The 19207-nt window shown below is 53.3% G+C and carries 21 protein-coding genes and 2 pseudogenes; 9 read left to right on the forward strand and 14 right to left on the reverse strand.

The window, feature by feature from the left end:
* Nucleotides 1–220 precede the first annotated feature (220 nt).
* The 5 genes and pseudogenes from E6N53_RS11875 to E6N53_RS11895 form a co-directional block, all read right to left on the reverse strand.
* The gene (locus tag E6N53_RS11875; protein ID WP_136591962.1) at nucleotides 221–589 is read right to left on the reverse strand and encodes a DUF5615 family PIN-like protein; all 369 of its coding nucleotides are present in this window, start codon (nucleotides 587–589) and stop codon (nucleotides 221–223) included.
* Complete coding sequence (locus E6N53_RS11880; protein ID WP_136591961.1) at nucleotides 586–861, reverse strand: DUF433 domain-containing protein; 276 nt, start codon at nucleotides 859–861, stop codon at nucleotides 586–588. The genes E6N53_RS11875 and E6N53_RS11880 overlap by 4 nt, the downstream gene beginning before the upstream one ends.
* A 57-nt stretch (nucleotides 862–918) precedes the next feature.
* The gene (locus E6N53_RS11885; protein WP_142859532.1) at nucleotides 919–2097 is read right to left on the reverse strand and encodes an RNA-guided endonuclease TnpB family protein; all 1179 of its coding nucleotides are present in this window, start codon (nucleotides 2095–2097) and stop codon (nucleotides 919–921) included.
* Between the two features lie 2 nt (nucleotides 2098–2099).
* Nucleotides 2100–2489, reverse strand: a complete 390-nt coding sequence (tnpA, locus tag E6N53_RS11890) for an IS200/IS605 family transposase (protein ID WP_136601467.1) — start codon at nucleotides 2487–2489, stop codon at nucleotides 2100–2102.
* 268 nt (nucleotides 2490–2757) lie between these two features.
* Nucleotides 2758–3027: pseudogene (locus tag E6N53_RS11895) on the reverse strand (type II toxin-antitoxin system HicB family antitoxin).
* Between the two features lie 303 nt (nucleotides 3028–3330).
* On the opposite strand from E6N53_RS11895, the gene E6N53_RS11900 reads away from it, so the two are divergent.
* The gene (locus E6N53_RS11900) at nucleotides 3331–3885 is read left to right on the forward strand and encodes a DUF7342 family protein (protein WP_201741131.1); all 555 of its coding nucleotides are present in this window, start codon (nucleotides 3331–3333) and stop codon (nucleotides 3883–3885) included.
* A gap of 3 nt (nucleotides 3886–3888) precedes the next feature.
* Complete coding sequence (locus E6N53_RS11905) at nucleotides 3889–4353, forward strand: toxin-antitoxin system TumE family protein (RefSeq protein ID WP_142859534.1); 465 nt, start codon at nucleotides 3889–3891, stop codon at nucleotides 4351–4353.
* A gap of 51 nt (nucleotides 4354–4404) precedes the next feature.
* On the opposite strand, the gene E6N53_RS21630 is transcribed toward E6N53_RS11905, so the two are convergent.
* Together E6N53_RS21630 and E6N53_RS11915 are read right to left on the reverse strand one after the other, a co-directional pair.
* Complete coding sequence (locus E6N53_RS21630; protein ID WP_201741132.1) at nucleotides 4405–4563, reverse strand: HepT-like ribonuclease domain-containing protein; 159 nt, start codon at nucleotides 4561–4563, stop codon at nucleotides 4405–4407.
* A gap of 273 nt (nucleotides 4564–4836) precedes the next feature.
* Complete coding sequence (locus tag E6N53_RS11915; RefSeq protein ID WP_161596551.1) at nucleotides 4837–5592, reverse strand: DUF8170 family protein; 756 nt, start codon at nucleotides 5590–5592, stop codon at nucleotides 4837–4839.
* A gap of 108 nt (nucleotides 5593–5700) precedes the next feature.
* Between E6N53_RS11915 and E6N53_RS21050 the strand changes: the two genes are divergently transcribed.
* The 3 genes from E6N53_RS21050 (at nucleotide 5701) to E6N53_RS11925 (ending at nucleotide 7779) form a co-directional block, all read left to right on the forward strand.
* A complete protein-coding gene (locus E6N53_RS21050) occupies nucleotides 5701–5862 on the forward strand; it encodes a hypothetical protein (RefSeq protein WP_201741133.1) in 162 nt (53 codons plus the stop codon).
* Nucleotides 5837–7108: an RNA-guided endonuclease TnpB family protein gene (locus E6N53_RS11920; RefSeq protein WP_142859538.1), complete on the forward strand. Its 1272-nt coding sequence runs from the start codon at nucleotides 5837–5839 to the stop codon at nucleotides 7106–7108. The genes E6N53_RS21050 and E6N53_RS11920 overlap by 26 nt, the downstream gene beginning before the upstream one ends.
* 167 nt (nucleotides 7109–7275) lie before the next feature.
* On the forward strand, nucleotides 7276–7779 hold the full coding sequence (locus E6N53_RS11925; RefSeq protein ID WP_142859541.1) for a winged helix-turn-helix domain-containing protein: 504 nt from the start codon (nucleotides 7276–7278) through the stop codon (nucleotides 7777–7779).
* 213 nt (nucleotides 7780–7992) lie between these two features.
* Here the strand turns inward: E6N53_RS11925 and E6N53_RS11930 are convergent.
* Nucleotides 7993–8343, reverse strand: a pseudogene (locus E6N53_RS11930) (RNA-guided endonuclease TnpB family protein); the annotation flags it as partial.
* 763 nt (nucleotides 8344–9106) lie between these two features.
* On the opposite strand from E6N53_RS11930, the gene E6N53_RS11935 reads away from it, so the two are divergent.
* The 4 genes from E6N53_RS11935 (at nucleotide 9107) to E6N53_RS11950 (ending at nucleotide 13238) form a co-directional block, all read left to right on the forward strand.
* The gene (locus E6N53_RS11935) at nucleotides 9107–10333 is read left to right on the forward strand and encodes a Cdc6/Cdc18 family protein (RefSeq protein WP_142859544.1); all 1227 of its coding nucleotides are present in this window, start codon (nucleotides 9107–9109) and stop codon (nucleotides 10331–10333) included.
* 206 nt (nucleotides 10334–10539) lie between these two features.
* Entirely contained in the window at nucleotides 10540–10671 is a 132-nt protein-coding gene (locus E6N53_RS21460) for a hypothetical protein (RefSeq protein WP_269090098.1), read from the forward strand.
* A gap of 220 nt (nucleotides 10672–10891) precedes the next feature.
* Nucleotides 10892–11449, forward strand: coding sequence for a hypothetical protein (locus E6N53_RS11945; RefSeq protein WP_142859546.1), 558 nt, complete (start codon nucleotides 10892–10894; stop codon nucleotides 11447–11449).
* Between the two features lie 739 nt (nucleotides 11450–12188).
* Nucleotides 12189–13238: a restriction endonuclease gene (locus tag E6N53_RS11950; RefSeq protein ID WP_142859548.1), complete on the forward strand. Its 1050-nt coding sequence runs from the start codon at nucleotides 12189–12191 to the stop codon at nucleotides 13236–13238.
* Between the two features lie 175 nt (nucleotides 13239–13413).
* Here the strand turns inward: E6N53_RS11950 and E6N53_RS11955 are convergent, their stop codons facing one another.
* The 6 genes from E6N53_RS11955 to E6N53_RS11980 form a co-directional block, all read right to left on the reverse strand.
* On the reverse strand, nucleotides 13414–13698 hold the full coding sequence (locus E6N53_RS11955) for a hypothetical protein (RefSeq protein WP_142859551.1): 285 nt from the start codon (nucleotides 13696–13698) through the stop codon (nucleotides 13414–13416).
* Between the two features lie 65 nt (nucleotides 13699–13763).
* Nucleotides 13764–13940, reverse strand: coding sequence for a PAS domain-containing protein (locus E6N53_RS21635; RefSeq protein WP_142859668.1), 177 nt, complete (start codon nucleotides 13938–13940; stop codon nucleotides 13764–13766).
* Nucleotides 13941–13999: 59 nt separating this feature from the next.
* Nucleotides 14000–15187 carry a glycosyltransferase gene (locus E6N53_RS11965; protein WP_142859553.1) on the reverse strand — a complete coding sequence of 396 codons (1188 nt, stop codon included), beginning with the start codon at nucleotides 15185–15187 and terminating at the stop codon, nucleotides 14000–14002.
* A gap of 81 nt (nucleotides 15188–15268) precedes the next feature.
* Complete coding sequence (locus E6N53_RS21525) at nucleotides 15269–16018, reverse strand: acyltransferase (protein ID WP_303645105.1); 750 nt, start codon at nucleotides 16016–16018, stop codon at nucleotides 15269–15271.
* Nucleotides 15948–17471, reverse strand: coding sequence for a hypothetical protein (locus tag E6N53_RS11975; RefSeq protein ID WP_142859558.1), 1524 nt, complete (start codon nucleotides 17469–17471; stop codon nucleotides 15948–15950). The genes E6N53_RS21525 and E6N53_RS11975 overlap by 71 nt, the downstream gene beginning before the upstream one ends.
* Nucleotides 17472–17663: 192 nt before the next feature.
* Complete coding sequence (locus E6N53_RS11980) at nucleotides 17664–19133, reverse strand: flippase (protein WP_161596552.1); 1470 nt, start codon at nucleotides 19131–19133, stop codon at nucleotides 17664–17666.
* Between the last annotated feature and the right edge of the window lie 74 nt (nucleotides 19134–19207).

Here is a 19207-nt window from a genome sequence, read left to right on the forward strand (position 1 = left end):
CTGGCTCTCTTTTTCTGCCCACCACCCACAACCCGCCCACGCCCCCCTCCCCACCCACCGCTCCGTGCTCGCGCCAAGGGCGCTGCGCGCGCAGCCACGACCGTTCTAACAGGTCAACCCATGGGCCATGTGTCAGCTATCTTTTTCAAGCCGAGAATCCCGCCGTTTACGGTGAGGAGGATGTCACATTGAGGGCGTATTCGGCAGAATCGGTCGACGTTCACTCGTGGAGCCAGTCGTACCATTCTCCGAGGTCGACGAGTTGGTTTTCGATGCTGTCCGTCCCATACTGTGTGAACACTTCGTCGACGGTGCGGGCAAGGCCCTCGGGGTCGGCATCTGGAAGTTTCTGGTCGTAGTAGAGCAGAATCCCCGCGTGGTCGTGTTCGTGGTGTAGTGGCTCGAAATCTTTCGCGTTGTTCGTCACCAAGACCGTCCCGGACTCACCACACCACCTGAGGAGTTCGGCGTCGCTCGTGTGCTCGCCGAACCGGTCCTTTGCCTGTTCGACCGTGTGGCCGCGTTCTCGGAGAAGTCGCTCGAAGACTCGGCCGACGTGCTCGTCGAGCAGAATCTGGACGCTCGTCACTGCACGGTCTCTTTGGGCTTCAGCGAGGACTCACGAACTCGCTCGAACGCCGCTTCGTTCGCGCCTTCGAGTTCACGCATCTCGTCGATGTGACCATAGTAGTACGAGAGCGCTTCGTACACGTCTGCAAGGGCCACATCAAGTTGATCTGCGACGTGAGCTGGGGATTGGCCGCTGTCGATCACCCGCGCAGCAACGTGGCGGACCCCGATGCGCGTGCCATCGATTCGTGGCTCGCCACCGAGCACGTCTTCGTCACGGGTGAGACTCATGCGGTGTGATAGACGCTCCCTTCGGTTATACCTTTTCGCGGGTGACTTCTCCCACGACTAAAGTCGTGGGCTTCCCTCACTGAGGGTTAGCCCCACACTGTCTGGGGAGTTCGCAGGTTCCATCTCAATCTCACCGTTGGGTCCTTTGAGTACGACCTGCGTTTCGGGCTGAGCCACAACAGCCCCCACCGTCGATAGCGGACTCTGAATGTTCTTACCGACGGCTCGTTTGCCGATGTTCGTCGCGCCATTCTTGTCGCCGTTGTCGTCCAGTCCACAGTCGTGGCACTCGACACGCCCTTGCACTCCCCGCGATGTGTTCTGCGACCCACACCGCCAGCACGTCACAGACGTGTCATACTCCTCGACCGGAAGACACTCTCGACCGTCAAGATGGGCTTTATACGTGAGGATGTTCGCCATCTTCGCGTACGGCATCTTGTGGGTCTTGTCGTTCACGTACCGACCCTTGTCGTTATCGAAGCGCAATCCAGTCATATCACCGAACACGAGGACGGCGTTGCGCTCCCGAGCGCGAGCGACGAGTTCGTTCGCCACCTGATGTAGTTCGTGTTCGACCGTTCTGGATTCCTTGTTCCCGAGGCGTTCGATGACCTGCGCTCCCGAGCGAACCTTCGCCTTTCCGATGGACTTGCGGAGTTGCTTGTAGTGTTCGCGGACACGGCGGACTTCCGCCCCGTGGAACTGTGTGTGCCGGTCTGAGAGGAACGTGCTGACGGCTATCCACTTCGCACCCATATCGACGGCGAGTACGTCGTCGTATTCGTCTGCGACGGCCACAGACCGCTTGCAGACGAGGTGGACGTACCATTCGCCGTCTCGGTGGACGAGTTCCGAGTCGCGGATGTACTCGTCGGTGAGCAGGTGCGCGTCCTTCTCGGGGACGCGGACGGGCACCCAGATGCTATCTCCGCGCTCTTTCTCAGGGTTGTAGACGGGGAGTTTGAACCACCACGACGAGAGAACCGTATCCTCGTCGTGTTCGATGGTGATGCAGTCGTTGCGGAGGACGACGGGTTGCTCGGTGTCCGCTCGCGGGTTCTTGTTCGAGCGGACTTTGCCCGCCTGTTGTTTGGTGGCGGAGTAGAGGTTCGCGTCGTCGTCACCGTGAACGGCGTCTTGGAACGCGGAGTATTCGCGTTCGATGAGTCGGGCTTTCCGCTGAGTGAGCGAGTGGAGTTTGACCCGTACCGTGGTGGTGACTTCTCGATGCATCGTTATTGTCCGGTCTGTGCTTCGATGTACTCCTCGATTATCTGACTCGACACCTCGCCTGCCGAAGAGACGAAGTACGAGCGCGTCCACAGTGATGGAAGACCGAAGTCGAACTCGTCGCGGAGGTTCCGCGAGGTGTAGCCCTTGACCTGTTGGATGATCTTGTTCGGAGCGAGTTTCGGATCGCCCGTGATGAACAGATGTACGTGGTCGGGTTGGATTGCCAGTCGGAGGATGTCGAGGTCGAGTTCGTCGGCTTTCTCTTCGATGAGCTGTTCGAGGCGGTCGGCAACCTCATCTGTCAGCACCGGCTTGCGGTACTTCGGGCACCACACGAAGTGGTAGTGGAGGTTGTGAACCGACGTTCGCTCTCGACTGTACCCCCGTGGCATACGATTAGATAAACGTCAATCTATATTAGGTGTTACGACTCCATCAACCCTCTGTCGGCTATCGAGGATGGCTTGTGTCGTGTGTGGTCGGATTCATCCCACGACTGAAGTCGTGGGCTTTCTCCTCGATTTTGTGTAAAGTTGAAGATGAAGCGGGCACTCGTCGGTATCCTACGTCGACGAGTGCTCGCTTCGTCTCTCTGTGGACATCGTGCGTACAAAACCCCGTCGTCACTCCGCGGTGGTCGGTCCATGGGCTACACCTGCTTCACTCGAGCACATCTGGCGGTTCTTGGTCGCCAGTGGTGTTGTTCGCGGGGTCGATTCCCAGCGCCCGAAGTTCTTCGTCCGTCGGTTCACGTCCACGCGTCCCGGTGTGGACTGCAACAGCATCGTCGAGGTTGCCTAGTGCTTCCTCTCTGGACGCTCCCTGTGTGGTCACGCCCGTATCGACCTCTTTCGCAATCCACCAGCCGTCCTCTTGCTAGAGACGAATCTCGCCTTCGTTGGTATCGCCGTGACGAGTCGAACTGGCCATCTTACCCCTCGTTGCCGGATGAACTGTTTACGGGCCCTGTTGGATGAGTCGACGGAACACCTCCGACCGGTCGGCACTCATCTCCTCTTCACGTTCGGCGAATGCCTCCTCGTCTTCGTCCGAAATGCGCGTATCGACTGTTTTCGTCGGTACAAAAGGGTGCGTTACGATACGCACTGGCTGTGACGACGGTCAGAACCCATGTCGAATCGGAACTGACGCCTGAACGTGACGGCTTTACCCGGTGCTAGATATCAGTATATTTGTGCCAAAGCTAATATGCTTACTCGAGAGAGGTAACGTATGACCAACGACCTCGCCGACGTGAACGAGCGTGTCGCCGAGGAGTGGACGTCCGAGACCACTCCCGGCGAACGCGTTCGCACCGTGATGAAGCGGACGTACGACCCGCAGTCGGTTGCCACCATCGCCGAGCGCGCGCTGACCTCAGAGACGACCGCACGCAAGCATCTCGGCGTCCTCGCCGAAGACGGGGTCGTCGAGGCAGTCTCTCTCCCCGATACGCGCGGAACGTGGTACAAACGCTCTTCGCGCTCGGTCGTCCTCGAACGTGCGGGGCAGATACTCGACTCGGTCGATGTCGAGACCCTGTCGGAACGCGTCACGGAGCTTCGCGAGACCGTTCGTGAATTCGAGGAACAGACCGGTGCAGAATCTCCACGCGCCGCGGCCATCGCTGGAGCGGATCTGGACTCGGCGGCAATGACGGAATGGCAGACGACACGTCGGAATCTGAAGCTTGCACGGGCCGCACTCGCGCTCGCGGACGCGACTGATGCTGTCGAGGGTGACACGGGAACCACCGAGCACGGCGACCCAGCCGGTGTCATCGGCTGACGTATGCGATATGCTGAATCTCACTCGCTACGTGGCGCCATCGATGCTGGCGCGCTCCATGACTTTCGCTCCGAGTTCGAACGCCTCGACCCACTCGCAAGCGGGTCGCTGGACGACCCACTGAGTCCAACTGAATTGCGTCTCCATCTGGATGACGGGATTGGCGAGGCGACGAGTGCGACCATCACCGTCCGGTGGTCAGTGCGGGACGACTACAACGTTCACTACAGCGACGATACGGATCGAAATCTCCGATGGGACGTACATCCGCACGACTACACCGACCCCAACGGTGACGGTCACTACCACCCACCGCCGAACGCGGCGAGCGACGACGCCGACGTCGAAGCGTCCTGTATCACGGTCACGGAACTCGTCCTCGTCGCCCGTGCCGTCCATCAGTTGTGGCGGGCTGGGTACGACAGCGGGATTGTCGACCCGCTCAATGACGCGAACAACTCACCATAGCGGTAGTCGTGGGAACGGTCAGAGCTGGTCTCGCACTCACTGAGCGATCTGTTAGCTGTACGTGTCATACACCGAGCGTCCGGTTTGGAGTGTTTCGTACACGTTAACTGCATCAATATGGCCATATTCGTGTGCGAGAACGTTTCTGAACCCGATCGCGGAGACAATCGTGGTCATCGTCTGTTCGTTGATGACACCCTCTTCGTGCAAAACACGAACAGCCCCCGTGGCAGTCTAGCCCTCGAAGTCGAACGCGCGTGTTGCGATGTGTTGGGCGAGGGCAGAACACGCCTGTATCGCGTTCTCGAACATCCGTTCGACCGCACGCTGTTCGGTCGTACTCTCGACTTGGAGTGCGGCCTTCGCAATGTGGAAGACCCAATCGCGTACGTTGAGCAGTCGCCAAACGACACGGAGCAGGTACTCCACCCGTCTTGACAGCACCGTTCTGCGGAGATCGATCCTGGTCTCACCCACCCTGACTCAGCCGTGCGTGGGCCCTGGGATGGTCTCGACGACGAGGGCAGGGAGAGCAGCCGGGTCCATCCACGAGTGAAACCGACTGTGGAGTTCGAACTTTCTGAATTTGTTTTTGTGTGGCCAACTGTACGACGCAGGTGGTTCATCCGCTTCGACTCGTCTGTCCACGATGTCTTGAATCGTGTCTCGACTGAGCATCGATTCGCTCTCGGTGAGCCGTCTCGCCAGTCGCTGTTCGCGTTCGTCGGCATCGAGTTCTGAATCGAAGTAGTCGGAGAGCGTTTGCACGACGAGGTCGAAGTCGTGAGTAGGGTTCGGGTCGTAGTCACGAGCGTAAACGTAGGCTTTCTCGAAGAACGGTGGGTCGTCTATCTCTCCGAGTTCAGGTGCTTCACCACCACTGTCTTTCTCGTAAATAGCCACGATGTAGCTGCTGAACGCAGCAATTAGAGTGAACATGATGTCTTCGTCGGGCAGTCGCCGCGTTCGGAGCTGTTTGACGTCCCCGAGAATGACGGTGTACGCGCCGTACTTGTTGAGCTCGTGAGCAGTGCTTCGGAGACGGTATCGGTACGGCGAGCGATAGCTCCCGAGAATGAAATACGACGTGACCGGAGAACGAAGTGGCGTAATCTCGTGTGCGTCGAACTCGAGAATCGCATGAAGTTCTTCTTGCTCAAGGTCGATGCCGTCCCCGATTGCGTGGGTGACGTACTCGAAGAGTTGCGTGGCGTGTGGTGGCGGTGTGGGATCTTCCATCTTCCTACAAGGAGGGAATCCGACAACTACTGAACTAACCACGCTCTGACACTCAGCACGAATGCCGACCGTTATTTTTAATTTACGCTATTACTTACGTTTTGTTGGATGAGAGCCGACTTCGATATGGAGCGAGGCGGGCCACTTCACGAAGCCGTGAAGGAGTACGCCCGCGACCACGGGATACGCCACTCACGAGCGTACCCCGAACTCCTCCGCAAAGCACTCGAATCCGAAGGCTACGATGTCAACGACTCAGACAGCGAATAAAACACTGGAAGCCACGCTCGCACCACCCACGCGGTGCAAGGAGCAACGCCTCCAGCAAACGCTGTCTGAATACCGAGACGCTCTCAACGACGCCTTCGAGCAACACTGTACCACGATGAGCGCCACGAACGACGTGGTGACGCCGTACAACCTGCCGTACCAAGCGAAAGACGCCCTCAAATCCTACGTCCCGAAACTCCACAAGACGTACAACGCCAACGAGTTGGACGACGAACACCCGCTCAGGTTCGTGAATCGAGCCGGGAAGTTCGACCACGACTCTTCGCGTGAATACGAAATCTGCTGGGAAGTCCCCCAACCCGGTCGCGGAACCAACTTCTGGATACCACTCCGACTAAATCCCGATCAAGAGGAACTGTGGGACGAGATGCTCGATGACGAGTCGAGTACCAAAGTGGGTGAACTTCGCTTACAGAAACATCGGAAGACGTGGACACTCCACGTCACCGTCGAATACGAGATCGGAGACACTTTCGAACTGCCCGAGAATCCGACTCGGGTTGGGTTCGATATTGGCGAGTCGATGTTGGTCACGGGCTGTGCCCTCCACCACGACACTCCCACGAACCCACTGTTAATCAACGGGAAGGAGGCCAAGCGAATCCGCAAAGAGATGTTCACGACGCTCAAGCGCCTCCAAAAGCGAGACGCTTCTGAGTGGCGCGTCGAAGAACGCTTCTCGTACTACCAGAACCGACTCACAGACATCATCGAGAAAGCATCTCGTGAGTCAGTCGAGTACGCTCGTCAGTTCGAGAACCCTGTCATCGTGATGGAGGACTTGGCGTCCATCCGTGAGTCGCTGGACTACGGGAAGTATATGAATCGACGCCTGCACTCGTGGGCGTTCGCTCGATTGCAAGGACGTATCGAGGACAAGGCGAAGGATGCGGGGATTCCGGTTCGGTACGTTCACCCGCAGTACACGAGCAAGACGTGCCACTCGTGCAAGCACGTTGGGTATCGGCCTCGGCAAGCCGAGTTCAAGTGCAAGAACTCCGAGTGCCACGTATCGACGTTTCAAGCGGATATTAACGCGAGTGCGAACATCGCACGTCGCGTGGACCCGAGGGGAGAGAGCCTGCCGTGGAAACAGGCAGGCGATGACTCGCCACAGGACGGGAGCGGTTGTGACACCGCCACGACTCAGTGTGAGCAGAGCGTACCAGCGCAGATGAAACTCACACCGTTTCAAGAGTTGAAACCCACTGCCAGTGACGAGTAACTGGCATTCCCACCGTGTGGGAAGCCCCGTCGTTTACCGCGGGGAGGATGTCACGGCAGGTGTCCGCTCCGGCTATCGTATCTCTTGATCAATCTATGTTAAATATTCTCTCGTTCTAACACTGGTGTAGGTGAATTATTATGAGTGCTGGTCACCTACATCCGATAATGTCCGAACCCGCTGGCTCCAGTGCGAACGAACACATGCCCGACCCGTTCGGAGAGCAGCAACGCGTGTTCAAACTCCTCTCTCAGGATACGCGTCACAAGATTATCCAGATGCTCCTCGGGCATCCTGACCATCTCGCATCACTCGACGAACTCGTCTACATGACCGGCAAGAGCAGCGGTGCGATTCGAAACCAGTTGGACGAGTTAGAAGCAGCGGACATCGTCGATGTGTACCCACACCTCGAAAACATGGACGAACGCGAGTATCCCGCGAAGTTCTACGGATTTACCCCCCACGGCGTGCGGCTCTTGGCGCAGTACAATTACCTCTCGGGGCTCCCCGTGATGCGTGCCCTCTACGACCGAACGAAGAAGGACGAAAAGGTCGAGACCCATGAAGAAGCTCCACGCCCGTCACTCCCCGAGGTGGTCGAGAACGCGCTCACGTTCGACGAGTCTGGAACGCGTGTGGAAGAAGAGACGCCGACGCATGGGTCATGACGACTCGAGTCGCTGCGTGCCCGACGTTGCGCTCGTTGGCAGTGGTGACCACGGCGACGGAGTTGGGTGAATCGATACCGGCTTCGTCGAGATCGTCCTCGACACCGAGACTGGTCAACCACGCAGGCCGTCCTCCGCAATCCGGTCAATCACGTCGCGTTGCTGGCGACGAATCGTGTCACGTTGTTCAGCAAATGTCGTTTCAAGCTCTTGCGTGACCGTACTTCGTGGTCGGGTGTCGCCGTGTTTACGGTAGCCGGGCGGATTCGCCGTGTCGTCTTTCTGTCGTAGGTCGAACCATGACTGGAAAGCGTCGGAAAGTTCTTCGATGACTTTCTGACTGGATTGTGCGTTCAAGTCTTTCCAGCACGACTGGTTCTTCATGTACGATTTCAGCGAGCCTTCGTCTGGGATTTTACCAATTTCGTCCCATACGCGGTCGGCTGTCCATCGTGCGACGTTCCAGATTTTGGAGGCGGAGTATCCGAGCGAATCGAGGCCATCGCAGACCTGTTGCTGGTTCTTGATGGAACCAACGTAGGTGCGCGTGACCTGAATCGCCATACATAGCCTATGTCGAATTAGTTACTTAATGATACGGGTTGGCGTGGAATATCCGGCCAGAGTGTTGTCGGTGGGTTATGTAGGAGTTGTCGGATTCACTCCCGTCCCCAGAACGCTTCGCGTTCTGGTGTGCAAACGAGACGCGAAGCGTCTCGTTAACGCCGTAAACGGCGGGATTCTCTCCTCGAAGAAAGATAGATGGACACCATCCCCCGCGAGCACATCAGGGCGGTAAGTGTGGGGAGTTGACAGACACACACCACACTCGCGAGTGTAACGGTCGAAAGAGGCTGAATACTCATAAACACACACCTCCCTCGCGAGTGTAACGGTTGAAAGAGGCTGAATACTCACAGACACACACCATCCTCGCGAGTACATAAGGGCGGTATGTGTGGGGAGTCGACAGACACACACCTCCCTCGCGAGTGTAACGGTCGAAAGAGACTCAATACGCACACACCACACTCGCGAGTGAATATTCAGGGCATGCGGAGTCGATGACTCTCGTTTGATGACGAATACTCAGTGGTCCCCCTCACCCCATCCAGTTACACCCGCGAGGGAGGTGTGTGGCCCCAGTGACGATTCGAGGGATGCGAGAGTGAACCTCCAGTTGTCGTCAGATACACGCGCGAAGTGACCGGGGACAACTCCATCGAGAGTTCTCGCCTCTCGAGCCCTCAAATCCGTCAATCTGCCGAACCTACACACGCGAGGGACGTCCGGAGGTTCATGTACCAACCCGAAGGGAACAGTTCCCATGAGCGAGGACGACACCGACCGAGACCCGCTGTTTCGCTACGAGCAGCCACTCTTTGCTGACGAGCAACTTCTCAAGATTTCTCACCTCCCTGGCCCAGCGCGTATCGTCGGCCGAGACAAGCACATGCAAGACGTAGCGAACGCGCTCAACCCGGCTGTCTTCGGTCAGGAGCCAACGCATCTATTCATCTTCGGGAAGACCGGGACCGGCAAGAGTCTGACCTCACGAAGTGTGTGCCAACGGGTCGTCTCAGAAGCTGCTCGGGAAGGTGTCACGGTCAACACAGCGTTCATCGACTGTGGAGAGCAAAATACCGAGGCGTCAGTCATCAAGACCATTGCTCGGACGATCAACAACCCGAACGAGACAGGGTTCTCAGTGCCCGAGCGTGGCCTGGCAACCGGTGACTACTATGCGAGACTGTGGACGGTCCTCGACACGTGCACCGACGTGGCGATACTCATCCTCGACGAAATCGATATGCTCTACGACGACGAGGTCCTGCGGAAACTCTCTCGGGCCGGTGAAAGCCGACGCCTCTCTTCGTCGAATATCGGAATCATCGGTCTCTCGAATAAGATCGACTTTCCCGAGTACCTGACCGAACGCGTCACGTCGAGTTTCCCCCACGACGAACTCGTCTTTCCACCGTACGACGCACACCAACTCCGCGAAATTCTCGAGCATCGGCGTGACGCCTTTCACGACGGCGTCTTGGCGGATGACGTTATTCCGCTCACTGCAGCGCTCGCGGCACGAGAACATGGAGATGCCCGCAAAGCGATTGATATCTTGCGCAACGCTGGCCGGCTCGCGACGAAAGCTGGTGACGACCAGGTCACCGCTGAACACGTCCACGCTGCGAAGGAGAAGACAGAAGCTGATCGATTTGCCGAACTCATCGATGGTGCGCCGATGCAGGCGAAGCTCATTCTGTACGCACTGACTCTCCTGACGGAGTCCCGCTCGAAAGACGAGTTCCCAACGAAGGAGATCTATCGGACGTATCAGTCGGTGGCCGCAGCCGTCGAGATGCAGACCTTGTCCGAACGGCGCGTCCAAGAGATTCTCAAAGAGCAGGACTTCCTCAACGTGATTCAATCGGAAAAACGAGGTCGCGGCCGTGGCCGTGGCATGTATGCAACGCATCGGTTGCTCGAAGATGCCGAGGTGATCAAACGCGTGTTGCAGCGGGATTCGAGACTAGCAGAGCTGAGTGCGTAATCGATGTCGAGAATTGTTTCAGAATTACGGTACGGAATTGCTCGACGACGAGCGACCGACTCAGTGTACGTACCTCCGAGTTTGTCAGGAGAGACCCACGGAAAATAATACGGAACTGTCTTAACCAACATTCCACCCGGATTAGGACAATGTTGGTTAACCACGCTGAAGCGTATTCAGACGCATCTCTCTGCGCTTACAATGCAATGCTCGGATTTCTGCTTCGGACTGAGCGGAACGAGGGGCTGAGCGGTGGCTACTACGACGAGTACGAACGCAACCTCGACGAGGCGGTTGTCCTCGAAACTCGGGAGCAAATCGAGTCTGAGGCCCGGTGAGTGTGTGCCCGAAAGCACACGAAATGAACTCTGTGTGTATGGTTGAGGTGTGCTTCACCCGTGAGCCACGGGGGGAGACTCTCGCCCGTTCGGAGTGGCTGTGCGTCGACACCACGAACAAATACTGCTGGCGTCGGTGGAACAGGACGCACAGCGCACGGTCTCAGTGGTGCGAACCAGACGGCTAGCGTTATGTCATCGCTCGTGTTCGACACAGCCGATGGATGCCGTTATCGAAGCAATCCAACGCGGAATCCACGGTGAACTCGTCGGGAGCGGGCCGAAGACCGTCCAGTGTGACCTCACCAGCGATCACGGCCCGAATCGACTCATCGACCCCGCAGAGCCTGTGCAGTACGAACTCATCCGCGTCGTCGACATCCCGATCATCGAGCGGACAGTCTTGCCCTCCAAGACGTGGGTTCCCGACCTGTTGCGCTGTCCCGCCTGTGAGCGATCCAGTCTGGGAGAGCCGACCAAAGGGTACGACGAAGCCCTGGTCGAGCTCAGACTCTCAGACTCGGGCGACGGATACACCATCGACGCGACGGACCTCCGGGTACTCGAGTACTCGCCGGCGACTGATGGCGTGCACCAACCACACGTCCCCGAATGGATACTCAGGATCGCACAGCAACAGGTCGACCCCGGGCTCTACCGCGTCTCTCGACTGCAAACCGCCACTGAGGACCTCCACCGGGTAGGAGAACACGACCGTGCCGCACAGATTTCCGAACTCCTCGAGATTGCACGCGGGCTTACCGACGCTCGTGAGTGAGCGCTCAACAGGTGCGTGGCGGACCTCAGTCGACTGCTGGCGGACGCGCCCTGGTCGGGACTGGCCTCGCTGTGAGACACACGATTCAGTACGCGAGCACTGTGTCGCCTCGTGCTCACGAGAAGGGGACCGTAGATTTCGCGTGTACTCTCGGTGCGAGCTGTCGATACATCCCAGAGCGAGTGAGAGACATCGTGTATCCTAGCATCACTCGTCATACGAATGGGTACAGAGAGGAGATTTCGTCTGCTTTCACCTGCCAGGCAGCGTGGCGGAGCATACTGATTCGAGGCGGAAGAACACGGTCTCGGTCGTCGGCGACTGACAGGGAGCGTGACGACGGGCGTCTCTCGCTCGGTGAGGGGACGACGAGAGTGTGTAACAGTGTTAACCAACTCTTTTCGACAGTGTTGGTTAATTCTGCCCCATGCTGGATCGACTGTATAGCCTCCCACCGAGTGTGATATCCTCGCCCCACGCGATGTCGTGCCTCTCAACAGAGAAGCGCGAGCTGGTGCGGTGGACGACGTCGGGGGCGAGATGGGCCGCATCGGCTGAACGAGACATGGATGTTGGTCTCACCCACCTTGTCGTGACTCGCTGGCACGCATCCATCGAGCGCTAGTCAGACAGCGTGTCGACGATCGCTTGGACACGTCACTGTCGCGAGTGTAACACTTCTCGAAACGGAGACACCGATGCTGTCCTCGTTTTCACCGCCAACGCGAGGGTCGACGCCGTGAGTGAACGCGTCGACGAGGAGTCGGTAGCGGATCGACTAACTACGCTCGAAGAGGCAGTCGAGAGGCTCGAAGCACGACTAGACGCGCTCGAGACTGTCAGTGCCGAGATGACGAGTAAGGAAGAGAAGTACGCTGTCGTCCTGGAACTCGCGTTCGCAAAGCACACTGACTCGGAGACGGTCTCGGTCGGCCCGCACGAGATCCGAGAGTGTACCGACGTGTCGAGACGCTACGCCTACGACATGATCGACGCGATGGGGACCTCGATAGTGGGTTGTGAGGTCCGCGACTCGGACGTGGTGGAAACGATTACTGGCACCCGACGTCGTTCGAAGGCATTACTCGTTGATTGTACTGTCGTCCGAAGTCCCGAGTCTGTCACTCAGGCTTCGAATCCGGCTGCGTCGAACATGGAAGGCGCTGAGCCAGCAGCGACGTCAGCCGACGACGGCGGTGTCCCAACGGTGGTCGAGTTGGACGTGTTGACCGGACTGACGCCCCGCGGCTTCGAGGAGTACGTTGCGGACCTCTGGGGGGCACAGGGGTACAGCTGCCGTCTCACGAAACAGACTCGAGACAGCGGTGTCGACGTCATTGCCGAGAACGAGCGTGATCACGTCCTCATTCAGGTGAAACGGTACACAGAGCGTGACGTCGGTATCGAGACCGTTCAACGGGTCGCTGGTCTCCTGGTCGACGACGAGTTCGAGGCATCGAGGGTTATCGTGGTGACGACGTCCGGGTTCACTGCGGATGCGAAACAGCGTGGCGAGCGAATCGGTGCTCTTGAGCTAGTCGACGGGTCCGAGGTCGTTGCGCGTGGAAGAGAGCGGGGGCTCTCGCTTCACGGCGAAGACCATGGTTACGAAACAGAGCTGACGGACGAGCAGGTACTCTCCGTGTTGGATTGTGGAGAGCCTGTAACGACGGTTGAGGTGGCGGATGCGCTCGGGACCAATTCACGGTCGGTGCTGGTCAATCTCGAGTCGCTCGTGGAGACGGGGGAGGTTCGAGTTAAGCGAGTCGGGGATGAGTACGGAGTGTAGTATCGGTAGCGGCTTTGGGGGAATTGAATCGGAGACGAGTTCGATTCAACGAAGAGTCACAGCCTAATCGGGGTGAACCATAGCGACGTCCGATTGTGTTATAGTTTGAAAATTAATCGACAAATCGCAGGGTTTAGATTCAGACGAACCGTTTGTTTTCGAATCTCCGGAATCATCACACATGAAGACCCTCCGGAACGCCGGGAGCGTCGTCCTCGACAGAGAAGCCGTTTGTGAGTGGTCCGACCCGGACGGTCACACCCGCGCCGCCGTGGTCTACACTGTTCTCCGACCAGTCGGGGCTCATGCGGTAGACGACGTCTGAGGTTGCCGTGACGAACGCTTCGAGTCGCGCCTCGCTCTCGCGTACCGCCTCTTCGCTCTCTCGGCGTTCGCTGATGTCGATAACGAATTTGACCTTGTCGGTGGCGTTCAGCCGCCGAGATTCGAACAGCCCCACAGCACAAGCCGTTGGCGTAGTAGTACTGTTTCCCGTAGGAGACGCCGCTCCCGTTCTCTTCGACCTCAATGAGGTGGCACTTTCCGGCTCGGTAGAACTCCTTCGGGCGAGAGGTCTCGCCGCGACGTGCCTAGCGCGTCATCGTAGTCAAGGCCCAGCATCTTGAGGAAAGCGTCGTTCGCGTCCGCGTTCGTACCGTCTCCGTCCCAGAAGATGACGCCGACTTTTTGAGTCGAACACAGGGTGCTATTGAAATTTGTATGTTAACAAAGCTAGAATGTGGATAAAAGTAGAAATCCAATCAATTCAAACAGTACTTCGCAGCAGCAATTATTCCTCGTGCTGTAGAATCAATTGACCAATCGTTAATGAGTTTTTTTGATTCAATTCCTGCAGACAATCTTAATTTGTCATCGGACACAAATGGTTCAATCTGGTTTTGTAGGCTACGAACACTTCCAGATTTAAATACGGCACCATTTTCTTTAATCAAGTCTTGAGACGCTCCGACAGTGTCTGACGCAACAATTGGCAATGAAAAATTCATCGCTTCATTTATTACTAAACCCCAAGGCTCATAATTGCTAGCTAGTACAAATATGTCTGAAATACCATACATTTTTGGCAGCTCAGATTGTTCCACAAATCCCGTAAAGTAGACACTATCAGACACTCCTAGCTCTGATGCCAGTCTCTCATAATTTTCTTTTTGAGGTCCATCACCAACTAAGAGTAGAGAAACGTTCTGTTTGTCTATTTTTTTAACCAATCTAATAAGTAAGTCCGCCCTCTTTCGATTGATGAGCTTACCAACCTGTAATATCACAATATCGGAAGGAGGTATGCCAATCTTCTCTCGAGTCTCAGCTTGTAAGACACGATCAGGATGGCGCTTTTGAAACCAAGAGTTATCCACGGTCAGAGGAGCATCAAATAATAAATTTTCTGATATTCCAAACGAATTATAAAACTCTCTGTTTGGGGTGCCCGTAACTGCAAATGCGTTTATATTCGAAAAAAGGGTTCGCAATACGAGTTCTCGAGTTTTCTTTAGCATTTGGGGGAGTCTCTGTGTGCTAGCTAAGGTTGAGTCTCCTCTGATGATTATGGGAGTCTTTGAAAAGCGAGCAACAGCGAATGAAAGCCAGTGAGTTATACCTTCCCAACCATGTACCCAAAGAACGTCTGTATTCTGCCGTACAATATGCCAAGCGATACTAGGGTTTACCATTCCTGCTACAGATGATTGATTGGGTTTTGGTGAAATGTTCGATAAGAATGTTGATTCATATCCTTTTAGAAGAGGGATGTCCCAACTAATCTCCCGGTTAAATTGTTTGTCAAAGCTATCATTCACCCCATGATCGTCACAGAAATATACGTGTAAATTAATGTCCGATTGGTCTGAAAGGTTCTGGAAGAGCGGTACCTGATACTGAATCGGATGTGACACAAGGCAAGCTACGTCTATTGGTTGTTTCTTATGCATTGTGATTGCGGAATATGAGTGTCACTATTACGTCCATCAGCGATACTGAATTTGTCGATAACACTTACATCCATGATTTGGCTAGTACCAACACACATCTGTTGCAACAACTGACGCAGGGTTCCCGGCAACCATTGTACCTGATTCTACAGTTCCGGTAACCACACTGTTAGCAGCCACGATGGCATTGTTTTCAATCGTAACACCAGGAAGGATCGTGGCGTTCGCTCCAATCCAAACGTCGTCTCCGATAACTACAGGTGCTTCATAATTTTGTAGTTCTCCCTCTATAACATGATGGTGCATGTTTGTATCCATAATATCAACACCCCACGCGATGGCAGAGTCTCTTCCGATTTTTAGTTCTTCCCTACAAGTTATATTTGATTTTCCGGAAATATAGCTTGAACCACCCATAGTGAAGTTACCTTCAATTCGAAGATGAGAGCCAGGTCCAATCCGAGCGACACCACCACCCATTGCAATGCGTACTACAGCAGTATCATCAATACGTAACCTTGACCCACCAGTAGAGTCATGTACAGCACTACTGTTGAGTCCAAAGTCGAATCGTCCACTACACTCGATACTTGCTTCCGGTTTTATTGATACAGAGACCTTTCGCCCAAATACCAGATTTATTCCAGGGGAGGTACGCAGGGAGTATCTAATAGAGGTCAATGCACCTCGGAGGCCAATATCCTTCGCCAGAGGTAGTATGCTCGATTTATTTAGTACCATGAGGTTAGCATTTAAATAATCAATTTGGAATCTTATAAATAATGTTTTCTCCATTAGAGAATATTCGGCGGACTTGATGATCTTGGTCATACTTCTCATAGAAATTTGGTTCCGTTGGAGGTGCATACGTTACGAAAATTTCCACGCCATTTTGCATATCTTTTGATAAAAGCAGATACGTGTCATCTGCTTCACTTTGAGATATAGTTTGTGCTTCGGATATATTTTTAATTGATGATATTCCATCAGAAGAAGTCCCATTATAATAGATAGAGTTCAGTCGTTTGGTAAAGTCCGGGTCGTTCGAGGGCCTTACTGCAATTATCGCTTGATGTGACTCATACAGAAGTGCTAACCCAAGTCGGGAATCTGAAAAAATATAGTCTTCACTATGTATATATTCGCCAGAAAACTTAACACTGTCTGACTGCTGAACAGATATTTCAGCAGTACCAAACGATTCTTGCGAAGCGACAGCTATCCCTACGGTAGAAACCACGAGAACTATCGCAACGACTGTACCCAGTTCAACCGAAGTTGAGCCCTCCACTAGTAGAATAGCTGCAGCTAGTACGACAAACCAAATGCCAACATAGATCGTTCGAGTGATTGCTGGTCCAAATCCTCCCCAAAGATACAGCATTACCGTCATGGGTATAAAAGCAGGGACAATTAAAAATGCCAATCGAATATGCCGAGTGCGCAAGAAATTGAGTCCTCTCTTAGTCATATTTTCAATTACAAGGAGCATGAACGAAGCGAGTATTATAAAAGCTATGACGATACTGATTGCCGTTGATATTCGAGTGATCGTAAATATATTTGTGACAGACTCATTGAACCGATTGATAAATACAGTATCAAACCCACCACCTTCGGGAGAAGTGAAAAAAAGTATTCTGGTCACAATTTCGAAGACACGGTTATTTGCAAATGTTCCAATTGAAGTGTAGATTACGCCGAAGGTCATAACTTCCAACCACGTAACTAGTCTTTTTGTGGAGCCTGTAAGCTTAACATAGATTTGGTCGAGAATAAACGTTCCAGAGAGTAGTAATACGAAAACAAGTGCAAATGTATGATATTGACTTGCGATTGCAGCAGAAAAAACAGACAATAATATAAACCTTCTATATATTCTCTGTATGCTTCCAACTATTATGAATGCTCCGACCAGTACACCCAACGCCACACCACCGGGATGGTAGCCGTTACTCGCGATGAATATCGCGGACTCTGCCGGAAATAGCGAAAATGTTAATATTAAAAAAAGATGTTTGAGGGACATTTCAGATCCGTTTTTTATTGATACGCGCGATAACCAACCTAAGCACAAAGCCGGGATTACTAGTGTCCCAGCGAATGGAACCAGCCTTACAAACGCGATACCACTCCTCGAACCACTTGTCCCAGTAATAATATTAATAATAGCATACATCATAGAACCAGAGTCATATGTTTGCGAATACATCCATGCCGACAGTTGTGTGACGGGTTCAAATTCACGCCTTGTGAGCCCGGTAGAAAACGCATATCTGGCCATATCTATATTCGCTCCAAAGCCTCCTGCGATAGGGGATCCAGTCCCCACCCCGTGTATCCGCATACGAAAGTACCATGAAAGAACACATACCCAAATGCAGATGAAAATCCAATTCCTGCGTTTCATGGCTCTCAGGTCCTGCTCAGAAAACCTAATACTTGTGATGTCGATTATTCATTATTGTTACTGTCTTCAGTAGAATTCCCTTATCTTTTTGACTTCTGAATCGGTAATCCCACCAAAAAGGTATAGACAAACACAGTAGACTGAAGAGAATACTAATATGTGGAATATTAATCGGACAGGGGATGAAATAAATGGAGAGAGCAGATAAGACGGTATTACTGCGGTACCGATCGCGGAGATACTTGGTATGAATCTTTTGTCAAACAGTTTTATTTCGATTATTCCAGTCATTTTCAAATAGTGTGCAATTTTAATCACAACTAACCCAGTAGCGGTACCAACGCTTGCTCCAACGATTCCAATTCGCGGCACAAGAATAATATTTAGACCTGTGTTAATAGCCGCACCACCAAGGTAGGTCCAGAACACAAACTTGGACATATCCGCAGACTTTAGTAGATTCGTTGAGGGGCCGAGAAAAATGTATAGGAATTGACCAAAAACTATAATAATCAAAGCAACTCTACCTTGAGAAAACTCTGCCCCAAATAAGTAACTCAGAGACTGGCCTGCAAATACTGTCAAGTATACTGTGGGAGCGATCGCCGTTAAAACGGCCCAACGTCTACCGCTTTGGTATCTTCGTGCAAGCTCAGAATAATTTTTATTTTCAAGTAATGCACTGTATTTTGCGTAAAGACTACTAGCAATGGCGGTGAGAAAGATGCTAAGATTGGTTCCTAACAAGAATGAGGCCTGGTAGACACCTACAGATGATTCATTGAGAAAAATTCCGACTATAGCAGTATCAGTCCAATTCAATAGGAAACCTACACTTGCAGTCAACATCAAAGGTGCTGAGAACGAGAGTAATTTAGACGGATTGTATTCAGCCAAGTCCAAGTTGCGAATTGGTAGTAACTTAATCGAAAAATAAGCACCAATAATACCTGCCATCCACATGGACAGCGAGTAAGCAACACCGATATCCAGTAATTGACCATCAAAGAAAATTACAATTGCTGCCAAAGCGATGAGAAAAAATCGGGGGAATATCTGTTTGATTAATGTGTTCAGCCCGCCTTTCTCGTATCCAAGTGCGATGGAACTACTGAGATACACCAATACATTTGCAGGTATAACAAAAGACATATACAACATCATTTGTTTTAATTCAGGAGAGCCGAATATTTCTGTAGAAATAGCGCTGGAAAATAATCTCAGAGTGAATAAGAATAATAGTGATAATCCGATGGTCAAGACAGTTCCTGTGATTACATCTCCCAATATTCGGTCTGGGTGTTCCGAAGCGCGGTACTTCCCAATAAAATTCACCAATCCATCAGGAACGCCAAACAGGCATACAGTCGTAATAACAGAAACAATCATCAACCCAAGAGAAAATGTTCCAAATCCTTCAGCTCCAAATTCTCTAGCTAATAATAGCCGAAATCCAAATGATGCTATATTGGCAACAACGGAGCCAACGAATATGTAACTCGCATTTTTCAAAATGAGCGAGCCATCATCCGACATTAGCATGTTAACTTTTCAGCACGTAAATATCCCTTTTCATTTGACGGTGTTCCAGAAATCTTTTTTAAACATCC

It is taken from the genome of Salinigranum halophilum (genome assembly GCF_007004735.1).
GTDB classification, from domain to species: domain Archaea; phylum Halobacteriota; class Halobacteria; order Halobacteriales; family Haloferacaceae; genus Salinigranum; species Salinigranum halophilum.

Coding starts and splice junctions, on each gene's coding strand:
- E6N53_RS11885 (WP_142859532.1), bottom strand. CDS start 2,097: ATGCATCGAGAAGTCACCACCACGGTACGGGTCAAACTCCACTCGCTC.
- E6N53_RS11980 (WP_161596552.1), bottom strand. CDS start 19,133: ATGTCGGATGATGGCTCGCTCATTTTGAAAAATGCGAGTTACATATTC.
- E6N53_RS11945 (WP_142859546.1), top strand. CDS start 10,892: ATGGATGCCGTTATCGAAGCAATCCAACGCGGAATCCACGGTGAACTC.
- E6N53_RS11935 (WP_142859544.1), top strand. CDS start 9,107: ATGAGCGAGGACGACACCGACCGAGACCCGCTGTTTCGCTACGAGCAG.
- E6N53_RS21050 (WP_201741133.1), top strand. CDS start 5,701: ATGAGAGCCGACTTCGATATGGAGCGAGGCGGGCCACTTCACGAAGCC.
- E6N53_RS11900 (WP_201741131.1), top strand. CDS start 3,331: ATGACCAACGACCTCGCCGACGTGAACGAGCGTGTCGCCGAGGAGTGG.
- E6N53_RS11920 (WP_142859538.1), top strand. CDS start 5,837: ATGTCAACGACTCAGACAGCGAATAAAACACTGGAAGCCACGCTCGCA.
- E6N53_RS11925 (WP_142859541.1), top strand. CDS start 7,276: ATGTCCGAACCCGCTGGCTCCAGTGCGAACGAACACATGCCCGACCCG.
- E6N53_RS11915 (WP_161596551.1), bottom strand. CDS start 5,592: ATGGAAGATCCCACACCGCCACCACACGCCACGCAACTCTTCGAGTAC.
- E6N53_RS11975 (WP_142859558.1), bottom strand. CDS start 17,471: ATGGCCAGATATGCGTTTTCTACCGGGCTCACAAGGCGTGAATTTGAA.
- E6N53_RS21525 (WP_303645105.1), bottom strand. CDS start 16,018: ATGACCAAGATCATCAAGTCCGCCGAATATTCTCTAATGGAGAAAACA.
- E6N53_RS11965 (WP_142859553.1), bottom strand. CDS start 15,187: ATGCATAAGAAACAACCAATAGACGTAGCTTGCCTTGTGTCACATCCG.
- E6N53_RS21460 (WP_269090098.1), top strand. CDS start 10,540: ATGCTCGGATTTCTGCTTCGGACTGAGCGGAACGAGGGGCTGAGCGGT.
- E6N53_RS11905 (WP_142859534.1), top strand. CDS start 3,889: ATGCGATATGCTGAATCTCACTCGCTACGTGGCGCCATCGATGCTGGC.
- E6N53_RS11880 (WP_136591961.1), bottom strand. CDS start 861: ATGAGTCTCACCCGTGACGAAGACGTGCTCGGTGGCGAGCCACGAATC.
- tnpA (WP_136601467.1), bottom strand. CDS start 2,489: ATGCCACGGGGGTACAGTCGAGAGCGAACGTCGGTTCACAACCTCCAC.